Consider the following 22,120-nt stretch of genomic DNA (forward strand, 5'->3'; position numbering starts at 1 on the left):
AGATTAATAGCTAGAAAACAGATGGTTAGAAACTGATAACTAAAGAAATAGCGGCTAGGAAAAACCTTAAAACTTAATATTGAAATCTCGCTGTATTCAATAAATGGATCACAACATAAAAGGACTTGCTGACATGAGTGAGAGTAAAACAGAAATACTCAACCAAGATGCGAACAACGGAATTTTAGAGAAGTTTTTTAAAATTAAGGCACACGGAAGTAGCGTAAAAAATGAGTTAATCGGTGGTGTCACCACTTTCGCCACCATGGCTTACATCATCTTCGTTAACCCACAAATAATGGCCGCTTCAGGCATGGATTCAGGTGCGGTATTCGTCGCAACCTGTATTGGTGCTGCGATCGGTTGTTTGCTAATGGGGTTATTTGCGAACTGGCCTGTCGGACTTGCGCCGGGCATGGGCTTGAACGCCTTCTTCTCGTTCACAGTAGTAAGCGAAATGGGCTACAGCTGGGAAGTCGCGCTAGGTGCGGTGTTTATCTCCGGTATCTTGTTCGTCGGGATGAGCTTCTACAAAGTCCGCCAATGGATCATTGAAAGTATCCCAGTGAGTCTGCGTTACTCCATGACAGCGGGTGTTGGCTTGTTCTTAGGTCTGATTGGCTTAAAAACAGCAGGCATCGTCGTCGAAAACCCAGCAACTTTGGTATCACTAGGTGACTTCACTAAACCAGAAGCGCTACTGGCTGCTATCGCGTTCCTTATCATCGCGGTTCTCAGCGAGCGCAAAGTGTTTGGTGCGGTGTTAATCGGCATTTTGAGTGTCACTCTGGTCGGCATGATGCTTGGCTTAGTGCACTACAACGGCTTCTTCGCAGCGCCACCAAGTTTAGCGCCTACGTTCCTAAAAATGGACATTATGGGTGCGCTAGATGTTTCGATGATCAGCGTTATCTTGGCTTTCCTTTTTGTAAACATGTTCGATACCGCGGGTACTTTGATGGGCGTGGCTGAGCGTGCAAACCTAACCAACCCTGAAACAGGCAAGATCGAAGGTCTAAGCAAAGCGCTGAAAGCTGACAGTATCTCAAGCGTGGCAGGTGCGTGTGTGGGTTGTCCGCCAGTAACCAGTTACGTAGAAAGTGCAGCGGGCGTTGCAGCAGGCGCACGAACTGGCCTATCGGCAATTGTGGTTGGTGTGTTGTTCTTAGCGGCGATTTTCCTATCTCCACTTGCAGGTATGATCCCAGCTTACGCAACCTCTGGCGCGTTGATTTACGTGGCGTTCGTGATGATGAGCAGCATGCAGCACGTTGATTGGAAAGACTTCACCAACGGTGCACCTGCAGCCATTACTGCGCTAATGATGCCACTGACGTTCTCCATCGCGAATGGTATCGCACTGGGTTTCATTACCTACACAGTACTGAAACTGGCGACAGGTAAAACAAAAGACGTATCAATTTCGATGTACTTCCTAGCGGCTATCTTCATCGCCAAGCTAGTGTTCATCGGCTAATCACCAAACGTGACTATCGCTTGGCCTGTTCGCAGGCCGAGCTATCAAGAAACAGGTTACAACAACATTTTTAAGAAAAAGCTAATTGTGCTAATCAGCGGAACGCACAAGCAATCCGTTCCTTTAGTGCACCTTTTTTATGACCCTACGCAGTTTGTAGAAGTCATTATTTGACCGCCAATCGCCTGTAAACGGAAACGGAAACGCAGGCAGAGGAATATCAAATGAAACTTCTGTACACCCTAAATGAAAGACCGCCTCATGGGCTAACCCTCCTACTCGCTCTGCAACACATGCTCGCCTCGATTGGTGGCATTGTGGCTGTTCCCCTTATTGTCGGCGCTTCTATCGGCCTACCTAATACAGAGATCGTCTCGCTGATCAATGCTGCGCTACTGGCGTCAGGTATTGTGACCGTCGCTCAATGTCTTGGTTTCGGCCCTGTCGGTATTCGACTGCCCGTTGTAATGGGTTCGAGCTTTGCCTTTTTGGGTGTCGCTATCTCGATTGGTAACGAAGGTGGCGTCGCCGCTATTATGGGCTCAGCACTTATCGGCTCATTCGTGGTAATTGGTGCCAGCTTCTACATGGACAAGGTTCGAAAGCTGTTCCCGACCGTGGTAAGTGGTGTGGTGGTTACCTTAATCGGTTTAACCATTTTACCGGTTGCCATGAATTGGGTCGGAGACTCCCCTGCCAACACGGAACAATTCGCCACACTACCAAAGCTGTTTCTAGCACTGGTCTCTTTGGGCATCGTGGTTGGCGTCTCGGTTTACTGTAAAGGCGCGGTTGCCGCTTCAGCTATCGTGATTGGTTTAGCAGGCGGTTACATTGTGGCGCTATCGCTCGGCATGGTCGACCTTGAGCAAATCAGTTCTGCCGCTTGGGTTGGCGGCCCTGAACCCTTCAAATACGGCTTCACCTTTTCTGCGAGTGCCATCATCAGCATGAGCTTGGTTTACATCGTGGTTATCGCTGAAGCGACCGGTGATTTCATGGCACTCGGTAACAACTGCCAAACCCAAGTATCCGGTAAAGACTTAAAACGTGGTCTTCTAGGCGATGGCCTTGGCAGTACCTTATCTTCAATTTTAACGGCAATGCCACTAGCGTCATTCAGTCAAAACGTCGGTATTGTGGGTATCACAGGTGTAGCGAGTCGTTATGTAGTGGCTGCAACCGGTTGTTTGTTGATTTTAGGTGGTTTATTCCCGAAATTAGCCGCCATTGCCGTCACAATTCCGAAACCTGTTCTGGGTGGTGTAGGCTTTGTGATGTTCGGTATGATCGCTTACGCGGGTATCCGCATGTTGATCAAGGCCGCAGACACCAAGCGAAATGCCTTGGTAATCTGTGTCGGTTTGGCGTCTGGTTTGGCCGTCACTTTCGAACCAAGATTGCTGCAACACTTGCCACATGATTTGGCGAATTTTCTTCACTCAGGCATCACTACCGGTACTATTATGACGGTGTTGCTGAACCTTATTCTGCCGAAATCTTCACGAGCAGAAGAGCAAGAAGCGTTAGCCGAGAGCCAAGCGCAAGTTGAGTTAGAAATGAAAGAACAAGCTGAAGAAGCGCTTCAAGCAGACGTTCAAGCGGCATCAGATAACCCTGAGCCCAAAACGAACTAACTGATTCTCAAACTAACTAAGTCTCAGACTAACGTAACACCGATTTCCGTAGGATCAGGGCTGATTAGAGCATTGAACGTTTTAACGACCCTGATTCGAATTTATCTTTTAACTACAAATACCAAATAAAGACCCTCTTCCCTGAAAAGGCTGAGATGGCTAAGGACTACTATGAATGGAAACCATCTGGATTAAGAATCCTCTCGCAATCTACACCGGCTCACTGGCTGATGCAGAAGGCGGAATTGTCATTAAAGGTAATACAATCATTGAACTGGTTGGCAAACACAAAGAGCCGACCTTACCCGTTGATTACAGCGTGGACGCTTCTCGTCATGTTTTGACTCCTGGGCTTATCAATGCGCACCATCACTTCTATCAAACCCTAACGCGTGCCTACCCTGGCGCACTGAATAAAGAACTCTTCCATTGGCTACAAAGCCTATACCCTGTTTGGGCCAACCTCGATTCTGAGATGATGAGCCTTGCTACAGAGCTGGCGCTGGTCGAGTTAATGATGTCGGGCTGTACCACCGCCTCTGATCACCATTACTTACTGCCAAATGGGCTTGAACACGCCATCGATTTACAAGTCGAGGCAGCAGAGAAGCTTGGCGTGAGAGCGATATTTACGCGCGGCTCCATGAGCCTAGGGGAAGATGAAGGTGGGTTACCGCCACGACACACCATTCAAACCGAACAGACCATCATCGACGATAGCCAACGCTTGATTCGTGATTACCACCAGCGTGATGAAGGGGCGATGATTCAAATCGCACTCGCGCCTTGTTCGCCATTCTCGGTCACTACCGACCTGATGAAAGAGACAGCCAAAATCAGCGAACGTGAAAACGTGATGATGCACACGCACCTATGCGAAACGCTCGATGAAGAAGACTTCTGTATCGAGAAGTTTGGCTTGCGCCCTGTCGATTATCTGGAAGATGTTGGCTGGCTCAACGAACGTACTTGGCTTGCTCATGGTATTCACTTCAATCCAGAAGAGATCAAACGTTTGGGTAAAGCAGGCATTGGTATCAGCCACTGCCCAACTTCCAACATGATGTTGGCTTCCGGCATTTGTAAGAACAACGATCTTGAAGCCGCTGGCGTTAAAGTCGGGCTAGGAGTGGATGGTTCAGCCTCGAATGACGGTTCCAATATGATTGCCGAAGTGCGCATGGCGATGTACTTACAGCGCCTGCAATATGGCTCGGCCAACGTTTCACACTTCGATGCACTGCGCTGGGCAACATCAGGCTCTGCCGCCGCAATGGGTAGAACCGACATTGGTACGCTAGAGGTTGGCAAACAAGCCGACATCGCGATGTTCAAGCTCGATGATATTCGTTTCTCTGGCAGCCACGACCCACTGGCCGCATTGCTACTCTGCGGTGCGCAACAAGCGGATAAAGTGATGGTAGCAGGTAGGTGGCGAGTTAACGATGGTGCCGTGATTGGCGTAGACATGGAGCAACTGATGCACCGCCACCATGCGGTAGCCATGAAGTTAGGTAAGCTGGCGATGAATAACTAGGTATGTGTTATCTAAGCAACACGAAAACAAAAAGGCCGACGTAATGTCGGCCTTGTTATTTTTATTCGATTTTTAGAATCAGGTTTGCGTCCTAATCCATCAAACTTTTAGACTTAATTGTATGCTCGAGCAAGTATTCCCTGTCCTTGATATTCATACATTCCAGCATCGTTACTGATAAACACCGATTCGCCTGAACTCAGCGTTAACTTGTGGTCTTTGGTCTCAACCGTCACCTTTCCATCAACACAAAATAGTATCTCTGCACTTCGGAGGTATTGTTGGTTCCCAGCCTCGTTCACGGATAAAATATCGAACCCAAAATCATCCACTGGAATTGGAAAGCTTAACTTACTTTCTTTCACGATCGGCTGTAGCTTAATAGTTTCAATTTCTGTCGTTTCAAAACGAGTATTATCAATCAACTCAGAGACATCGATAAACTTGGGAGTCAGGCCAGCGCGTAATACGTTGTCCGAATTCGCCATGATTTCCAACCCAGTCCCCTCGATATAAGCATGTGGTGTTTCAGCGTGTAAAAACATCGCTTCTCCCGGTGCAAGCTCTACCGTATTAAGCATCAGAGGCGAAAACAAACCGATATCATCCGCGTAGTGCTGTTTAAAACCTTTGCTGTACTCCAATGCTTCTCGTCCCATCGCGGTTTTCGGCCTACGTTCATGAGCACAATACAACTGCTCAAGGGCCAACCGCTTACGTTCACCTTCAAGAGTCATCACAGCGGTAAAAAACGTTTTCAAGCCTTCGTGGTTTAGGTTGTTTGCTAAAGCCGTAATTTCGGTATCTAAAACCGTAATTACAGCTTCTTCAAACAGCTCAACAATTTGCGATACCGGACGAAAACCATTCATCGCTTTGTAAAAAGTAAGCGCGTAAACAAGCTCAGGCTTATGGTTTGGATCTTTATAGTTACGATTAGACGCATCTAGGCTAATGCCTAATTGGTTTTCTCGCTCGAAGCCAAGTTGAGCTTTCTTCTTACTAGGATGTACCTGTATCGATAACGGAGTTTCGGCGGCCAGCACTTTAAACAGATATGGCAATTCTCCAAACCTTGCTTGTGTGTACTCTCCAAACATTCCTTTGCTGTTTTGACTCAATACGTCCGAAAGCAGCTGCCCGGTTTCCGCCACTCTTGAGCAGCCTCTCGGGTGTGCACCCATCCAAATTTCAGCTTGAGGTTGAGCATCAGGGTTTTGAATACCAAACAGTTCCGAAATAGACTGCTTGCTGCCCCATGGGTAATGTTGAATAACATTATCTAATTTAAATAACGACATAATATTTCTTTGCATTACTGACAAGTAACCAAACGCGGTAATCACCGGAGAAGTCAGCTACTTGATATTAATGGTGGCACCCAACTTAAGGGTCGCGGCGATGTTTCTAGCGGTTCGAATCACGTTGCTATTGGCTTCGCTCAGCACTTGTTCAAAGCTTTGAGGAGAGCGAACAGTGGCAAAAGTGCTATCAATCGTGCTGTACAAGTCTTCAACTTCCGCCCCTAACGAGCCCGCAATACCAATGACTGGGATCGACTTCGCCTTGGCACGTTTTGCAATGCCAAATGGGGTTTTGCCTTGCAAGGTTTGATTGTCCATTTGACCCTCACCTGTGATCACCAAATCCGCTTGTTCAATGACTTTGTCGGCATCTAACGCATCTAAAATCATCTCAATGCCCGGCTTGATTTGAACATCAAATAACAGCGATAACCCCAGCGGAGTTCCGCCAGCCGCGCCAAACCCAATGCTCTCGCTGCGGTCGAAACCTGTGATTAAGCAAGCCACCTTGCCAAAGTGAGCTAAACAGCGATCCAGCTTTGTAACTAAGCTTGGGGACGCGCCTTTCTGAGGTCCAAAAATCGCACTTGCTCCGTTTTCACCAATCAAAGGATTCGCAACATCGCACGCCACTATGAACTCAACTTGCGTACAACGCGGGTGAATTTGTGACAAGTCGATACGATCTAGGTCGGAAAGTGCAGCCCCACCTTTTGGCAGCTCATTACCATCTCGGTCCAGCAACCGTCCTCCCAAAGCTTGGACAATACCTGCCCCGCCATCGTTGGTTGCACTGCCACCTAAACCCAGAAGAATCTTACTTACGCCCAGATCTAACGCTTCTCGGATCAGCTCACCAGTGCCATAGGTGGTCGTCACCGCAGGATCGCGCTCACCAGAATCAAGTAAATCTAGGCCCGATGCTGCCGCCACTTCAATCAGAGCGGTATTCCCGTTATCGAGCAGCGCCCACTGTGCACTAGCCCTAGAATCGACATCGATTCGCTCTAATGGGCCAGTGACAGGCGAGATTCGCATCTCACCATCTAACCCTTGCATCAGCACCTCAACGGTTCCCTCGCCACCATCGGCGAGAGGAAGATGCACATATTCGGCGTCGGGGAGAACTTGAGAGAAGCCTTGCTCAACGCACTCGCAAACCTGTTTAGCTGTCAGTGACTCTTTAAATGAATCAGGAGCAATCACTATTTTCATCGACGATATTCACTCTAAAGCAGTAAGAACAAAAACGCTGAAATAAGTAAGCCGACTCCAAGTACCACTGGATACGCTATTTGGCTGATGTCTTTTGCCATTTCCGGTTCTTCTTGCTGCGGTTTCGCATCTGAAGCCGTGTCGCTTTCCGTATTGCTACCTTCATTGGTCTCTGCTTGCTGGCCATTCGCACTTTGAGAACCATCGTCCTCCGCACCAAACAATGTCATGATTTGTTGAGTCGAATTCGCGGCTAATAATTCATCACGGAAATCATCGTCAACAAGTGATGATGTTAGTGTCGTCAATACTTCCATATGCGTGGAACCGGCTTCTGCTGGTGGGATCGCTATCAAGAAGATCATATTGACGGGCTCATCTCCGTCGATGCCTTGCCACATCAGTTCATCTTTTACAAAAGCGCAAGCAAACACAGGCTCAATTACCGCCGGGGATTTACCATGAGGCACCGCTAAATATTCACCTAGAGCGGTCGGGCCCTCTTCTTCTCGCAGTAATACGGCATCTAAGAACTGCTGTTTATTAGTCAATTTTCCTGCTTGGTCGATCTTGTCTGTCAGTGCATTAATTGCTGCAAATCGGTCGTCGAACACTGCATCTAACAGGATTAAGTTTTCAGACGTTAAGTTAGATAATTTCATGTGTGATTCCTTATTGCGCTTTCGCAATCTGACTTTGCTTTTGAGCAGAACAAGCTTGCTGCTTCAGCCAAACAAATTGATACGGTTTTAATGTAAAGACGTTCTCTAGTGGCTCATTACTGATCAGGTCATGTCCGCTTTCTTCTAGACGCACGGTTTGCGAAGATTCACTTAAGTTCACTGCAAATCGAATCGACTCTGCGCCTTCGCCGCGCTGTAGTGCAAATACCTTATCGCCAAGATCTAAGATCGCTTGGCTAGAAAGCGGTGAAAACGCGGATTGAGTCTTACGCAGTTTCACCAATTCATTCATCTGGCTATACACTTGTTGACGTAACGAACCTGCCTCAGCCAGCTCAGCTTCCAACTCATCTAGGTCGAACTTCTCGCGGTTTATTCTGCGGTTGATGCCTGACTCCAGCATGCCTTGAATGTCGTTTTCGCTACCCAATAGGCTGTGATAATAAATCGCTGGTACGCCAATAAACGACAGCAAAATAGATTGCGCTGCTAAGAACTTCTTCGCTTTAAAATCATCGCTGTTTTCTGCATCAGTTAGAGCACTTAAGTAATTGATGTTCAATTCATAAGGCGATTGCGTACCGTCACCATTATTCTTGTAATTTACACGTCCGCCTTTTCGTTCAACTTGCTCACACATCAATAGGCGATCTTCGTTGCTAAGAATGCCTTCTGTTGGGCGAACCCCCACGCCATCGTGACTGGCAAGGAAGTTAAAGTAGGTCGTCTTGCTTCCTTGATTTAACGACGTCATAGCTTCTTCAGTTAAGCCTTTCGCCCATTTGGTTAGTACAGAGCTGTTCTGGCTCATGAAAGCGTGCAGAGTTAAAGGTGGCAGAGGGAACTGATACACCATGTGCGCTTCATTTCCCTGACCAAAGTACGAAATATTTTCTTGGTGCGGCACGTTCGTTTCAGTGATCAGCAGCGCCCCTGGGATCGTTTCATCAAAGATGATTCTCCACAGTTGAATAATTTGGTGCGCTTCAGGAAGGTGGATACAAGTGCTATTAAGCACTTTCCAAATAAAGCCAATCGCATCCAAACGAATTGAACGACCACCGTTTGCGGCGTACATCAGCAAGATATCAATACTTTCCAACAGCACTTTAGGACTGCGGAAATTGATATCAATTTGATCATCCGAGAAGGTTGTCCATACATGTGTGGTCTCACCCGAAGCCTTACTAAACGGTGTCAGGAGCGGTAATGCGCGGGGGCGCGTAACACTCGAATAGTCTAGGCTTGGGTCAGACTCAACAAAGTAATCTTGGTATTGCTCATCACCAGCTAAGTACGCTTGAAACCAATCACTGCTTTTAGAAATATGATTGATAACGCAGTCGTACATCAAATCGAAGTTTTCAGACAAAGCGTTGAGATGCTCCCAATCACCGAGCTTTTCGTCGACTTTGCGGTAATCAACCACGCTGAACCCGTCATCAGATGTATATGGGAACATTGGCAGAATATGGATATTGCTGATTGAGTCTTTCAAGTACTTATCCGCAAACGACTTCATGCTACCCAAGGTTTTTTCGCGACTACGAGAAAAGCTGTCGCCGTAAGTAATCAAGTATGACGTCGTCTCATCTACCCATTGGGAATACTGTGGTGCACTTGGCTTCCATTTCTCAATCAAGACTAAGATTTCTTGAGTAATCGAATGCGCATCCTCTTCGCCATAAATATCGGCAACTTTATTGAAGATTGTTTTTTCAATCATGTCTCTGTCCTTATTGAGCAACGGAAAACGTTACACGTAAATCGATGCTGTTGTTTGGCTTAACCGCAGCGTTAACGGTGCTCTCATCACTTGTAGACTCTGCGTACACTTTCGGTTGTTCTCTGTAATCCACCAGCTCGACTTGAGCAAATTGTTTGAACGCAGTCAGATCGAGCTCGATAGCTGAAGGCGTTGGGTTGAACAATCGAACGATCACGGCGTCTTTGTTGTAGAAAGAGTGCCCGATACTTGATAGCTCAAGCGGCTGCTCTAGCGAAAGTAGGCTGAATGACGCCAAACGCTCGCGTGAATCAAATCGAACTTGGAAGCGCTCTAATCGGTTTTCAAAACTATTTAGCGTTTGCTTTTGGTAACTGAACGGCGCATCGAGGTACTCTCGCTCTAGCTGACGAACTGTGTCGTGGTTAGCATCTTCAGTTAAAGCCAAAGCAAAGCTAAATTGCATAGACTTTTGCAGCTGCGCATCCGGAGTGTGAACCACGGTATTGTTAATGCCCGAAGCTCGGCCTGGTCGCCACTCTAAGTCATCTTTACCCAGTACTCCGGTAGACTTGAATAGAGTTAGTGCAACCTTATCTGAGCTTTCTCCTTTGATGATCTGGAACTCTTTAAGCCCGCTGCCGTTAATCACTAGTGCTTTACCTTGTTCTGCTAACGCTACAGCCCCTTCTGTAGTTTCGATATCGATTGGACATTCACGGAACTTCTGCTGCCAACCTTCAATTGACGGTTCAATTGGGCACTCCATCAATGCGAATGGCTGAGTACTGATAGAGGTATTGGACTGCACGTCAGAGTTAACCAACACACGAACTCGGTGATCTTTCGCTTGGTTGAGTGTTGTGATGTTCACTACTAGCTGCTCACGACCTTGGCTAAGCGTTAGGCTTACCTCAAATACCGCTTGATGATCGTTCTGGTTTGCAGTACGTGCGTTGAGATCGACAGGAATGTCGAGTGTCGCGCGTACCGTCATCACTTGCTCTGTTTCACCAACCTGAGTTTCGATAAGCTCGATGGATTGGTTATATACTGGAGTGTCACCTTGTAAAGGTGAGAAGTCATACGAGTCGCCATCATCCGCTTGTTCTTCAAACGTAAGAAGTTGAGGAATAATACGGCTCGTCTTTTTATCGACTAACTGAAGCTGGCCGCCTTCGCACGCCAACATAAGCGATTCGTTTTCAATCGCGGTTTGCTTACGCACTTCCATTTGACGGTTGTTCACATCGCTTGGCTGCACTTCAAATACCTGATAACCCATTGCAGGTAAGTCGTTCACTGAAATGTTCAGTTCAAAACGGTAGTACGGCGGAACCGCAACCTCTTTCTCACCGTCTTTCGTGACTTCAATGACTTTACCGCCATCTAACGTCTCACGCGTAATCACTTCGATAGCGCAGTGTTCATTACCATCTGATATTGCAATGTTTTCATATGAACTGAATACCACAGCCTTCACTAGGCCAGTGTAAGGTTGAAGTTGACCATTGAATAACATTAGCTCGTAGTCATGACAGCTACTCGCGATTTCTTTGATCACTAGGTTATACAAACCATGACAGATTTCTTGAGCTTGCTTTAGGCGGTGCATAATATCAGCGTTAGTGGCATCGCTATTACAACCACCAATGCTATCGTGCGCATGACATTCAAGGATCTTCTTCCAAGCGATATCAATAAGTTCGGTGTGCACGGTAATGCCTTGCGCTTTAGCAATTGCAATCACCACTTCAAGCTTCTTAATCAAGAACTGTTCTATATCGAAGTTGAGCTTTTTGATGTCGTATCGGACTGAGCCAATCGTCTTATGAATTCGTGCGTAACGCGGCGCTTTAAATTCACCGTGATAAGTTTCAAAGCTATCGCTGTTGTCGCGCAATACATCCACAAACGCTTCCATCGATGAAATAGCGTACACGTCTTGTTCTGGTGAACGCTGGGTTGCGGTTTGGAGTGTTTTTGGAAGCTCGGGATCAATATTCACTTGATCGCCACCCGATGGAATAAGCACCTCATCTAAGCCAGAAAGCGCTTTGATCTTCTCGACCATAGGGAAGATTTTCTTATCCAAATGGTCCGCTGTCGCCACCATGTTTTTAGCAGCGCCATAACCGTGAACAAGGTTATATGCGTAAATCTCGTCTCCGCCTGCCGAGCACCAATTAAAGTTAGATCGCTCTACCTGTTGGTCGTAATCAATCCCGCGCCAGAAGATGATGTTGTCGATCCCCATGCCTTTAAATAAAGTTGGCATTTGTGCGTTATGACCGAATGTATCGGGTAAGTAACCCACTTTCATGCTGTGACCTAAACCTTCAGCAATGTGCATACCGTACTTAAGGTTACGGATGATCGATTCGCCCGCCACATTGTAAGTATCGGTTTGAGTGTACCAAGGGCCAATAAACAACTTCTTATCAGAAACCAGCGCTGCTAGACGTTCACGCATATGTGGTAGGACTTTGAGATAATCCTCTACGATGGATGATTGTCCATCTAGGTGATAGCAGCTGTACTCTGGTTGAGTTTCCAACGTTTCGATAACTTTGGTGAAGTTATACGTCGCTAAGACGTCACTGTCTTGTTGGGTAAAATACCACTCACGATCCCAGTGTGTATGTGGAATTACATGAACTTTAGCCATTGATTTATCTCGACTTGTCTTAATTTTTGATCAAGAGGAAGTAACCACTTCCCCCTATAATTTTCGAATAAAGCGGTAACCTAATTAGGCATTGCTCGGTTGAGGTTTAGTGCATAGCAGTAGTGCGACTGCGATAAACCCTGAACCAACGAACACTGATAAGGTGTAGCTAATTGGGTCTGATGATAGGAACCAGCCCCAAACGGCTGGGAGCGGTAGACTTTGGAAAACGTTCAGGACAACCGCAAGTTGAGTACCAATGATTGAACCAAGGATCATAATTGGGATCATCTTAGGGTTCTTTAGAATGAACGGGATTGCACCTTCTGAAATACCAATCATGCCAAGCATTAAAGAGGTTTTACCGACGGTTTGCTCTTCTGGTGTAAATACGCGCTTGCGGAATTTGCCATCTAACATCGCAGCCAAACCGACACCAATTGGTGGGATAACAATACCCAATTCACGTGCAATAAGATCGAAGCCTTCGCTCATGCCGTTAAGACCCAGAGCTACGGAGCCAGCGGCTTTGTTAATTGGACCACCCAAGTCAAAAGCGGTACCCGCAGCAATCACCATAGAATAAATGCCTCGGCCTGCGTCGCCTGCTTCAGTGAACAAGTTAATCATCGCAAGGTTCAGAGCGCCAAAAAACGGGTTAATCACATACTCCATGGTCAGTACCATCACCACACCGGTTACGGCTGGTACTAGCAACATGGTTTTTAGAGTCGTAAGATCGGTTCTTACACGAATCACATCGTTAAGATAGCGAACCAAGTAGCCGACGATGAAGCCAATCGCTATCGCGCCAAAGAAGCCCGAGGGAGCCCAACCTTCCAAGTCGAAAAATCGTTTGTACGGTTCGTCTGTCATCAAACCGCCAATGAAAGCAGGAATCAAGGCTGGTTTACCCGCAATCGAATAGGCTAAGTAACCAGCAAAGATTGGGTACATAAACTTGATAGTCATAAAACCAAGCTTATCCAGCGTCTCAATTGGCGTACCCGAGATATCAACAAACTCGCCAGTAATTTTAGCGACCGCCATCAGCAAGCCACCAAGAACAACCACAGGCAGCATATAGCTGATACCTGTCATGATGTGGCCTATCGCGACTTGGTAGGCGGAGCGCTTTTCGTCCTGAACTTCAACATCAGAGTCAGACTTTTCTTTACCGCGCAGAAAAACCGTCGGAAGCAAATCGTCGACTCGTTTAATCAATTCTTGGGTACGAACTTGTAGCGGATTCGCGTTATCAAAACGTTCCATATCCATAATTGGCACATCTACGGCTAATACGACACCGTCTGCTGTTGCGATATCGTGCGCCGTTAGTTTATTTTTGACACCATCACTACCTTGTGTTTCAACTTTAACTTCATAGCCTTGCTTTTCAGCCCAGCTCTGAATTTTTTTAGCTGCCATGAAGGTGTGCGCAATCCCTGTAGGGCAGGCAGTCACTGCAACCAGTTTTTTCTTAGCCATGGTTTAATACCTTGTTCTTATCAACTGCAGCCAGTATATGAAGCGTGAATGTATGCCGACACTGTTTCATCGTACAACCGTAGTATCACGATACATCTGTGACTGAGGTCATGGTAATTCGCCTCATTTTCGCGCGTAATATTGATAGTTTCTTCAATAATAGCTGAGAGCAATGAACACATTTCAAGGCATAGAACGCGCGATTTACGAATATTTGATAGGCCATGCCAGTGAACTACATGATATTTCCGCTAAAACCATTGCAAATAAGGCTTTAACAACAACGACATCGGTAAACCGAGTCTGTAAAAAAATGGGCTACGCAAGTTATACTGAATTGCGATACAAACTCGCGAATGAGCTCAAAAAAACTGAGCCAATCCCTGAAAATGACATGAGCCAACAACAAATTGCCATTGTTGCCAATACGTTAAAGTTGTCCCCTGTGGTGTATATGTATTCTCGCGGTGCATCCATTGTTAGCGTAAATTACCTATCTCGCTTTTTGTCACTAGCCAACGTACCCCATTTGGTAATAACAGACATTCATCAGCTCACTCGTGCCGAACTAGGTACTCTGCTACTGATCAGTAAATCTGGTGAAACCAACGCTGTAATTGAAATGGCACAAAATGCGAAGCGTAAAGGGCTCAAAGTAGTAGGAATAAGCCACCAAGGCTCAACACTTGACCAGATTTGTCACCTAAACGTAGCGCTAGAAGAGCAAGTGGACGGGATTTCTTTGTATGGAAGGGAGTCTCAAATTCACTCACTGCAAATCGTTGACCAAATTGGTAAAGAACTGCTCACTTTTTAACTCCTCCCTCTTGTACAGTTCTCCAGATGCAAAAAGAGCAGCGATTCCGGCTGCTCTTTTATTTTGACTCGATATTACGGACAATAAATATACATCAAGCTCAGTAGCTTATAAGTTCATAACAAACCCTAAACGTACCGCATAGTCATTTTCTCTATTACCATTAGAATCCACGTAAGTTTCATCGACAGACACGAGCTCCATGTAAGGCGTCCAAGTTTCGTTAACCTTGTAGTTAACCATAACTGTGTGTTCCCAGTAATCGTCACGACCTGTACCTTGATCGACACCGTCTTGATAGCGGTAACGAGGGTTATACATTAAGCCTATATCACCAAAACTTTTCGATAGCCAAATATCAAACTGATTAGAAGCACCACGAGTCGTACCGCTACCATCTAGGTAGTCTTTGCCATTTGCATCGTTCGACCAGTTGTAACGGTAGCGGCCGGTTAAAGACACTCCGTTTTCGAAACTTGTCCCTAGTTTTAAATAAGGGCGATATTCGGTCCAGTTTGGAGCTGTGACCGTCACCAGACCTGGAGCCCAATACCACTGATCATTTATTTGGAATTTGTAAGTAGCCTCAAATTCTTGAGCCGCTGCTTTTAGACCATTTTTGTCTTCATCATTTGAATCATTACCTGCAAAGTAACCATCATTATGTATCTGGGCTGCCTCAGCGCTAAAGTAGAAACCAGTATCAAAAGTGTGCATAAATTTGACACGGCTATCACGGATATCAGATGCAGTGTTGTGACCAAAACGCACATCTAACTTGGTTTCTCCAGCAAAAGTGGGCATTGAAGAAAGGGCAATAAGAGTAGAACAAAGTAGGACTTGGGTTTTCATTTTCAACCTTTATATTTTATTAGAGGGACGAGTTTTTACGTCGTCGCTACTATAAAACTCAAGGATTCAATGAGTAAAAAGTATTGTGATACATTCGATGTATCACGGTTCAACTTGAAGGTTGGTCACATTCAAAAACGGTATCAAAACTAATTTTTACAGTAGCCAATGAGTAATTGTTCCAAAACAGAAATGATAAGAACAAACCATAACTTAACTACCGGTCAGATCGGTGCATACAAAGCTGACAGGTACCATTACCCCTAAATTAACCTAATCCATCAAACTTTTAGACTTAATTGCCTTCTTAGAAAGCTCTTTCGCAAACTCGGTAATGTCGGCTTCAAACTCATCGACACTTTGACGGATGTCATCCAGTTGAACCGTCTGCATAACGCGGTTTTCCATTACAATTTGGCCGTTGACAATCGTCGTGTCGATGTTGCTCGGATTCGCTTGATAAACCAAGGTTGCGTACGGGTCGTAGCTAGGCATCATGTTCGCTGAGTGTGTTTCGACAATCACGATGTCTGCTTTTTTACCCACTTCCAGAGAGCCAATCTGGTCTTCCATATGTAGAGCTTTAGCGCCACCTAAGGTTGCCATCTCAATAACCTGTTCAGGGATCATGATGGTGCGATCAGAGTGCTTCAAACGTTGCATGTTGGCTGCGTAGCTTAATGTGCGCATGATATCGACTTGGTTTGAGCTCATTGGGCCATCTGTTCCCAAACCTACTCGCATGTCAGCACGGTACATATCCCATGCTGGCGCAATGCCTGTTGCGCCTTTAGCGTTCGCCATTGGGTTGTATGAGATCCCTGCGTCAGCTTGCTTTAGAAGCTTTTGATCGTTCTCTGAAAGATGGATACCGTGAGCAATGACGACACGCTCGTCTAGCACACCAATTTCATCCATGTATTCGACTGGCGATGTTGCCTTAGTTTCATCTTTGATACGCTTCTCTTCATTCGGGAATTCAGCAACGTGAATTAATACCGGCACATCGTATTGAGCAGACAGTTTGTTGATTTCTTGAAGCTTGTCTTTGCTCACTGTGTACACCGCATGTGGTGCATAAGCAGGGGTAATCAGCTCGTCGTTTTTGTACTGTTCAATGAAGCCTTTGGCATACTCGATGCCGCCATAAGGTTCTTTAGCGTCTACAACAGGAAACTTAATCACGGTTTCGCCGAGCACAGCGCGCAGGCCAACTTCTTTGGTCGCCTTGGCCATTTCATCCATGTGGTAATACATATCGGCATAAGTCGTGACACCACTTTGTGCCAGCTCGATACTGCCTAGCTTGGTCGCGTTATAAATCAGTTCACGGCTTAGCTTTTCGGCTTCAAGCGGGAAGAAATAAGCGAATAATCGATTGGAAATACCCTCTTCGCCTAAACCGCGAAACGCAATCATAGGAAGGTGGTTATGAGCATTGACCATACCAGGCATAACAATACCGTCTTGAGCATCAATCACCTTTTCAGCGCGATATTGAGTAATCAAATCCTCATTACCTACTGCGATGATCTGGTCGTTTTTAACGACGACAACACCATCTTCAATCACATCCATTTCAGAGTTGATAGTCAGGACTTGTCCATTAGTGATAATCAGATCGGCGTTGTATGTTTGAGTTGCCACTGTCGAACCACAGCCAGCCAGTAAAACTGCGCTAATGGTGCATGCCAAGCTTTTAAGCGTCATTGCTAAACCTATATGTTGTGCGTGTAATATTGTTAGAAGCTTCACTTTAGTGTTCTGCGCTATTCGCGCTTGAGAACGACAGTGCCGCTAATTTTCGCGACACTATAACCTGTTATTTAAATGAAATGGCATACCTAATCGAGCCAGATTCAAGATAAATATGTAATTGCACAACAGGTCACAAAACCGAGCTTCACGCCTCGTTGATGTTGGCGTACTACGAGCTCTCTGCGTGCACATTCTCCTTAACTGGCGAAGGCATTCCTTTTGCAAAGAACAACGCATACATGGCCGGAATCACCAAAAGTACAACTGGTAATGAGAACAACAGGCCATAGCCTAATGTGAGCGACATTGGCCCCATAAACACATCCGTTCCGCCTAGCCCATAGGCGAGCGGTAGCAAACCAGCAACTGTGGTCAGAGAGGTCATAACAATCGGACGTAAACGGCTGATTGCAGCTTGCGTCACGGCGTCTATCGCGTTCACCCCTTCGATTCTTAACTCGTTGATCCTGTTAATCAGAACCAAAGAGTTATTGACCACAACTCCAGTCATTCCAAGTACGCCAATCAGTCCAAACAGAGACATCGGCTGCATGTGTACGACTAACGCCATCAGTGAAGCCATGATCGCAAACGGGATAACCGCCATAATAAGCAGTGGTTGCAGTAATGAGTTGAACATCACCGCTAATACGAAGTAGATCGCCACCATCGCTGCAGGGAACACCACCATAAAACCGCTCATGGTTTCATTAGTGCTTTCCGCTTCGCCGCCGACGTCAATGGTCACGCTTGTCGGGTATTGACCTGCCAACTCAGCCACTAACTCATCAGCTAACGCGACAGAGCTAATACTCTCGTCAGACAACCCCGCAGAAACTGTCACCTCGCGCTCACCATTGTAGTGTTTGATAAGACGTGGGATTTCTATCTGCTCAACCGTAGCTAAGCGGCTCAGTGGCACTTGTTGTCCGTCTGCCGTGTAAATTTTGGTGGTTTTCAGTTTCTCTATATCGCGGAACTGCTCGTCCAATACCACTCGAATATCGACTTCTTGATCCCCGAGCCAAGTGGATGTCACGCTATTACCATCAAACCCGACACGCAGCGCATTCGATAAGTCACTCACCGTTAGGTTGTATTTCGCCAACCAGTGATACTGAGGAACAATATTAAGCTGGAGATCTTTCAGCGCTTCACTGTGGTTAATGCTGGTTACCCCTTGGTAGTCTTCTAACCAAGCCATCACCAAATCAACCGTTTGGTTACGCTCGCTCTCCGTTCCGCCAAGCACGCGGACTTCAACCGGGTCACCCGGAGGCGGACCACCAGCATCAATTGAGAACTTAATAAACATCTCATCAGACAACGACGCCAACTCTTTATTCAGTGTAGTAATGATCTGCTCAGCGGAACGGCTACGCTGATCAAAGTTCGTTAGGTTAATGATGCCTTGTGAGACTGGTGACGAGTAAATCAGTTCATAGCTGACTAGCTCGGTTTCAGGCAGAGATTCAATCGCTTGTTCAATAACTTGATGAGCCTCTCGCACTTGAGATAACGGAGTGCCGGCCTTTACTTCGGTATACACATCAATGTATTTGCCCGCTTCTGTCGGGAAGATATCCACTTTCAACGAAGAGACTAAATAACCTGAAGCGACGAAACCAACGATGGCCAATGCGATAACCGATTTTTTGTAGTTGAGTGCCACATTCAGCAATGAACGATATTGGTTAGAAACCCATTCAAAACGGTCTTTTTCTTCGACTTTTTTGGTGTTCTCTTTTGCAGAAGATAAGTGAGCAGGTAGCGTTAACGTACACTCGATAAAGGAAAACACTAATGCTGCAATAACCGTAATTGGGATCACTGCGACGGCTTTACCCATGGTGCCCGGAATGAACATCATTGGAATAAACACCAAGGCGGTTGTCACTAAGCTTGCCATCAATGGCTTAATCACTTTTAAAGTACCCGACACCGCTGCATCGACGCCTGTTTTACCCGCTTCTTTCTCTTGGAAAATACTCTCAGCAATGATCACTGAATCGTCAACAATAATACCGATCACCAACAACAATGCAGCCAGTGTGATGCTGTCTAAATTCAGCCCCAAGATTGGTAGAACCATCATCACGCCAAACACACAAAATGGAATAGAGACCGATACCCAGAAAGCCACGCGACGCTGCAAGATCATGCTCAAAATCAGCAGAACTAACACTAACCCTATTGCACCGTTGGTTGCCACGATAGAGAACTTCTCGCCCATGTCTTTGCCAAGATCCAGGCTTGTCTGGAAAATGAATTGATCACCAATGCGTTCGCTCTCTTTGTCCAACAATGCCTTGATGCTATCGATGGTGGCGATCACATCGGCACTGCCGCTATTGGTGATTGAGAAGATAACTGCAGGCTTGCCGCTCATGACTGGAGCTTGCGTTGCTCGAGCAAAGGTATCGATGACTGTCGCGACATCAGAAACTCGCACAACTTGACCAGAATCCAACGCCTTAATCACGATGTTAGACACATCATCCGTCGACTCCACTTTGGTCATGGTGACGATCTTCTGTTCTTGACTCCACGACTCAACAAAGCCTCCCGATTGCGACAGGTTGTGCTGCTCTATCGCGGTGCTGATATCGTCGAAAGCAACTTGATAACGACGCGCTTTTTCAGGATCGACCTCAACCCAAAACTCTCGCTCATTAAAGCCAGACATAGTGATAGAACCAACACCGCCAAGGTTGTTGATTTTCTTTTCTAACTGATAGGTGTAGTGCTGCAAAGACGCCGAATCTGTATTGTTACCCGCTAGGCTGACGCCAAAATGGTACACATCCAAAGAAGACGTTTTTTGCTGAGTCACTACCGGTGGCGAGTCAATATCTTTCGGCAGGTTACCGACTCGATCGACCGCTTGTTGAATGTCTCGTAAGATCACTGCGGCATCTTCACCGGGCAGATATTCAACCTCAATGAAAGAACGCCCCTCTGAAGATTCAGACGAAAAATACGCAATACCATCCACTGAGCGAAGCTCTTTCTCGATTGGATTGGTAATGTTCAATTCGATGTCTTGAGCCGTTGCACCGGGGTAGATGGTTTCAATTTCCGCGGTGTCCATCGCAACATCTGGGTACTCTTGTAAATTGAGCTGCATTAACGACATAGCACCGGTTAACAGCACCATAACCGTGATAATACGAGCCAAGAACTGACGTTTGGCGAAGTATGCTAGAAAGTTCATTGTTACAGCCCTTTTCCTTCATTTGATGCAGTTTGATTCGATTTTGTTTGAGCGGTTGTCATGCTTTGCATAGAAAGGTCGGTCGAGGCATAAACCGACATGCCCGGTTTGAACTGATGACCTTGGTTGGTGATTTCTACGAGTACCGGATAGGTTGAGTTTTGCATCTCGACGCCAATGCGCTGCACGTTCGCTTCCATCTTGATTTCAGGGTTAGTTTCAGACCACACCACCACTTCCTGACCAACGGTAAAATGCTTTAAGTCATACTCACTCGCCATGAATGACAGAGTCACCTTATCGATATTGACCACTTCATAAAGTAAATCCCCTTCGCTTACCCAAGCGCCTGATTGCGCGGGTTTATTGGAGATGTAACCCGAAATTAAGGATTCAATCTGAGTGTTTTCAAGATCCACTTGCGATTGTTGGTATTCAATTTTCGCGACGGAAACGGCGGCTTTGGCGCTAAGAAACTCTGCGCGCGCGGAGTCTAACTCTCCTAGTGAGAGGCTGTTCTTTTTAATAAGTGCTTGATAGCGGTTGTAGGTCGCTTTGCGCAATGCGAGATCCGCCTCTGCCAGAGCTAGGTTTGCTTTGGCTTTGTTCACGCTAAACTTAAAATCATCGGCTTTTATCTGAGCCAGTATCTGTTGTTGGTTTACCGCATCACCCACTTCAAGGTTATTCATCTCAACCACACCGGGCACCTCTGCCACGACACTGTGTTTATTTAAACCTTGAACATGTCCGATTAACTCCGTTGCTTGAGTTATTGATATTTGAGTTGTGGAGACTCCCAGAAGAACTGCAAGCGCGATAATTTTAGTGTTCATAATTCAACCCTCACCTATTGATGTGAACTATTGTTGAATTCGCTTTGTCGAATTAAAGTCGAAGTCGGTTCGACAATGAAAAATAATCTGATGGCGTTGTATTTTTGTGCGCAACACTATCAATTAGACATAAATTCGACATAATTTTAGATAGGCTACATTTTTACTGACCGTATATTTTGGGTGGGAGCAGAGCGATGCTTGAACGCAGTCGTATTTTGGTTGTTGAAGACAATATCGAACTACAAGGCATTATTGCCGACTTCTTAGAAGTGAAAGAGGCCATTGCAGACTTCGCTTCTGATGGTGAACAAGGCTTTAAGCTTGCAATGGACAACGACTTCGACGCTATCGTTCTCGATGTAATGCTACCCAAGCTTGACGGGATGGAGGTGGCGTCTAAGTTACGTCAAAATGGTGTAACCACTCCAATATTGATGCTAACAGCATTGAATGGCCAAGAAGATCTATTAAATAGCTTTGATTCAGGTGCCGACGACTTCGTAACCAAACCGTTCAAGTTTCCTGAATTAGAAGCTCGCCTGTCAGCACTGATAAAACGCAATAAAGGCTTAGTCGCCAAAAAGTCGTTGAGCTTTGGTGAAGTGATCATCGATGAAAAAACACATACCGCATCAAGAAGTGGTCAATCACTCAACCTAACTCCTATCATGTTTCAGATTTTGAGAGAGTTAGTCAAAGCTCAAGGCGGGGTCGTCACTCGCGATAGTTTGATCTATATGCTGTGGGGGGATGACATTCCAGACAAAGATGTGCTCCGCAGCCATATCTACCTATTACGAAACGCGCTTGATAAACCCTTCGATTTTCCGATGCTCAAGACCATTCCTAAACACGGTTTTCAATTGCTCGCGTCTAACAATGAGTCTCAATCCGAATGAAAATTC

15 protein-coding genes are annotated in these 22,120 nt (G+C 46.1%); 5 read left to right on the forward strand and 10 right to left on the reverse strand.

Annotated elements, in window-relative coordinates; genetic code table 11:
* The first annotated feature begins 133 nt into the window (after positions 1-133).
* The 3 genes from ATB74_RS00275 (at position 134) to ATB74_RS00285 (ending at position 4,651) form a co-directional block, all read left to right on the forward strand.
* Positions 134-1,477 carry an NCS2 family permease gene (locus ATB74_RS00275; RefSeq protein WP_055319166.1) on the forward strand — a complete coding sequence of 448 codons (1,344 nt, stop codon included), beginning with the start codon at positions 134-136 and terminating at the stop codon, positions 1,475-1,477.
* 224 nt (positions 1,478-1,701) lie between these two features.
* Positions 1,702-3,114, forward strand: coding sequence for a nucleobase:cation symporter-2 family protein (locus ATB74_RS00280; RefSeq protein ID WP_061015673.1), 1,413 nt, complete (start codon positions 1,702-1,704; stop codon positions 3,112-3,114).
* Positions 3,115-3,289: 175 nt separating this feature from the next.
* Positions 3,290-4,651 carry an 8-oxoguanine deaminase gene (locus ATB74_RS00285; RefSeq protein ID WP_061015675.1) on the forward strand — a complete coding sequence of 454 codons (1,362 nt, stop codon included), beginning with the start codon at positions 3,290-3,292 and terminating at the stop codon, positions 4,649-4,651.
* Between the two features lie 113 nt (positions 4,652-4,764).
* On the opposite strand, the gene manA is transcribed toward ATB74_RS00285, so the two are convergent.
* The 6 genes from manA to ATB74_RS00315 form a co-directional block, all read right to left on the reverse strand.
* Entirely contained in the window at positions 4,765-5,952 is a 1,188-nt protein-coding gene (gene manA / locus ATB74_RS00290) for a mannose-6-phosphate isomerase, class I (protein ID WP_061015676.1), read from the reverse strand.
* A gap of 57 nt (positions 5,953-6,009) precedes the next feature.
* Positions 6,010-7,170 carry a glycerate kinase gene (locus ATB74_RS00295; RefSeq protein ID WP_061015678.1) on the reverse strand — a complete coding sequence of 387 codons (1,161 nt, stop codon included), beginning with the start codon at positions 7,168-7,170 and terminating at the stop codon, positions 6,010-6,012.
* Positions 7,171-7,184: 14 nt separating this feature from the next.
* The gene (locus ATB74_RS00300) at positions 7,185-7,832 is read right to left on the reverse strand and encodes a fructose PTS transporter subunit IIA (protein ID WP_061015680.1); all 648 of its coding nucleotides are present in this window, start codon (positions 7,830-7,832) and stop codon (positions 7,185-7,187) included.
* A gap of 10 nt (positions 7,833-7,842) precedes the next feature.
* Complete coding sequence (locus ATB74_RS00305) at positions 7,843-9,579, reverse strand: alpha-amylase family glycosyl hydrolase (RefSeq protein ID WP_061015682.1); 1,737 nt, start codon at positions 9,577-9,579, stop codon at positions 7,843-7,845.
* Positions 9,580-9,589: 10 nt separating this feature from the next.
* Positions 9,590-12,247: a glycoside hydrolase family 38 C-terminal domain-containing protein gene (locus tag ATB74_RS00310; protein ID WP_061015684.1), complete on the reverse strand. Its 2,658-nt coding sequence runs from the start codon at positions 12,245-12,247 to the stop codon at positions 9,590-9,592.
* Between the two features lie 84 nt (positions 12,248-12,331).
* Positions 12,332-13,735: a PTS fructose transporter subunit IIC gene (locus ATB74_RS00315; RefSeq protein ID WP_061015687.1), complete on the reverse strand. Its 1,404-nt coding sequence runs from the start codon at positions 13,733-13,735 to the stop codon at positions 12,332-12,334.
* Positions 13,736-13,907: 172 nt separating this feature from the next.
* Between ATB74_RS00315 and ATB74_RS00320 the strand changes: the two genes are divergently transcribed.
* The gene (locus tag ATB74_RS00320; protein ID WP_061015689.1) at positions 13,908-14,552 is read left to right on the forward strand and encodes a MurR/RpiR family transcriptional regulator; all 645 of its coding nucleotides are present in this window, start codon (positions 13,908-13,910) and stop codon (positions 14,550-14,552) included.
* 108 nt (positions 14,553-14,660) lie between these two features.
* On the opposite strand, the gene ATB74_RS00325 is transcribed toward ATB74_RS00320, so the two are convergent.
* The 4 genes from ATB74_RS00325 to ATB74_RS00340 form a co-directional block, all read right to left on the reverse strand.
* Positions 14,661-15,404: an oligogalacturonate-specific porin KdgM family protein gene (locus ATB74_RS00325; protein ID WP_061015691.1), complete on the reverse strand. Its 744-nt coding sequence runs from the start codon at positions 15,402-15,404 to the stop codon at positions 14,661-14,663.
* A 273-nt stretch (positions 15,405-15,677) separates the two neighbouring features.
* Complete coding sequence (locus ATB74_RS00330; RefSeq protein ID WP_061015693.1) at positions 15,678-17,114, reverse strand: amidohydrolase; 1,437 nt, start codon at positions 17,112-17,114, stop codon at positions 15,678-15,680.
* A 217-nt stretch (positions 17,115-17,331) separates the two neighbouring features.
* Complete coding sequence (locus ATB74_RS00335; protein WP_061015695.1) at positions 17,332-20,376, reverse strand: efflux RND transporter permease subunit; 3,045 nt, start codon at positions 20,374-20,376, stop codon at positions 17,332-17,334.
* 2 nt (positions 20,377-20,378) lie between these two features.
* Complete coding sequence (locus tag ATB74_RS00340) at positions 20,379-21,212, reverse strand: efflux RND transporter periplasmic adaptor subunit (RefSeq protein ID WP_061015697.1); 834 nt, start codon at positions 21,210-21,212, stop codon at positions 20,379-20,381.
* A 197-nt stretch (positions 21,213-21,409) separates the two neighbouring features.
* On the opposite strand from ATB74_RS00340, the gene ATB74_RS00345 reads away from it, so the two are divergent.
* A complete protein-coding gene (locus ATB74_RS00345) occupies positions 21,410-22,114 on the forward strand; it encodes a response regulator transcription factor (protein WP_061015699.1) in 705 nt (234 codons plus the stop codon).
* The last annotated feature ends 6 nt before the right edge of the window (positions 22,115-22,120 follow it).

Source organism: Vibrio splendidus (assembly GCF_001557875.1).
GTDB classification, from domain to species: Bacteria; Pseudomonadota; Gammaproteobacteria; order Enterobacterales; family Vibrionaceae; genus Vibrio; species Vibrio splendidus_F.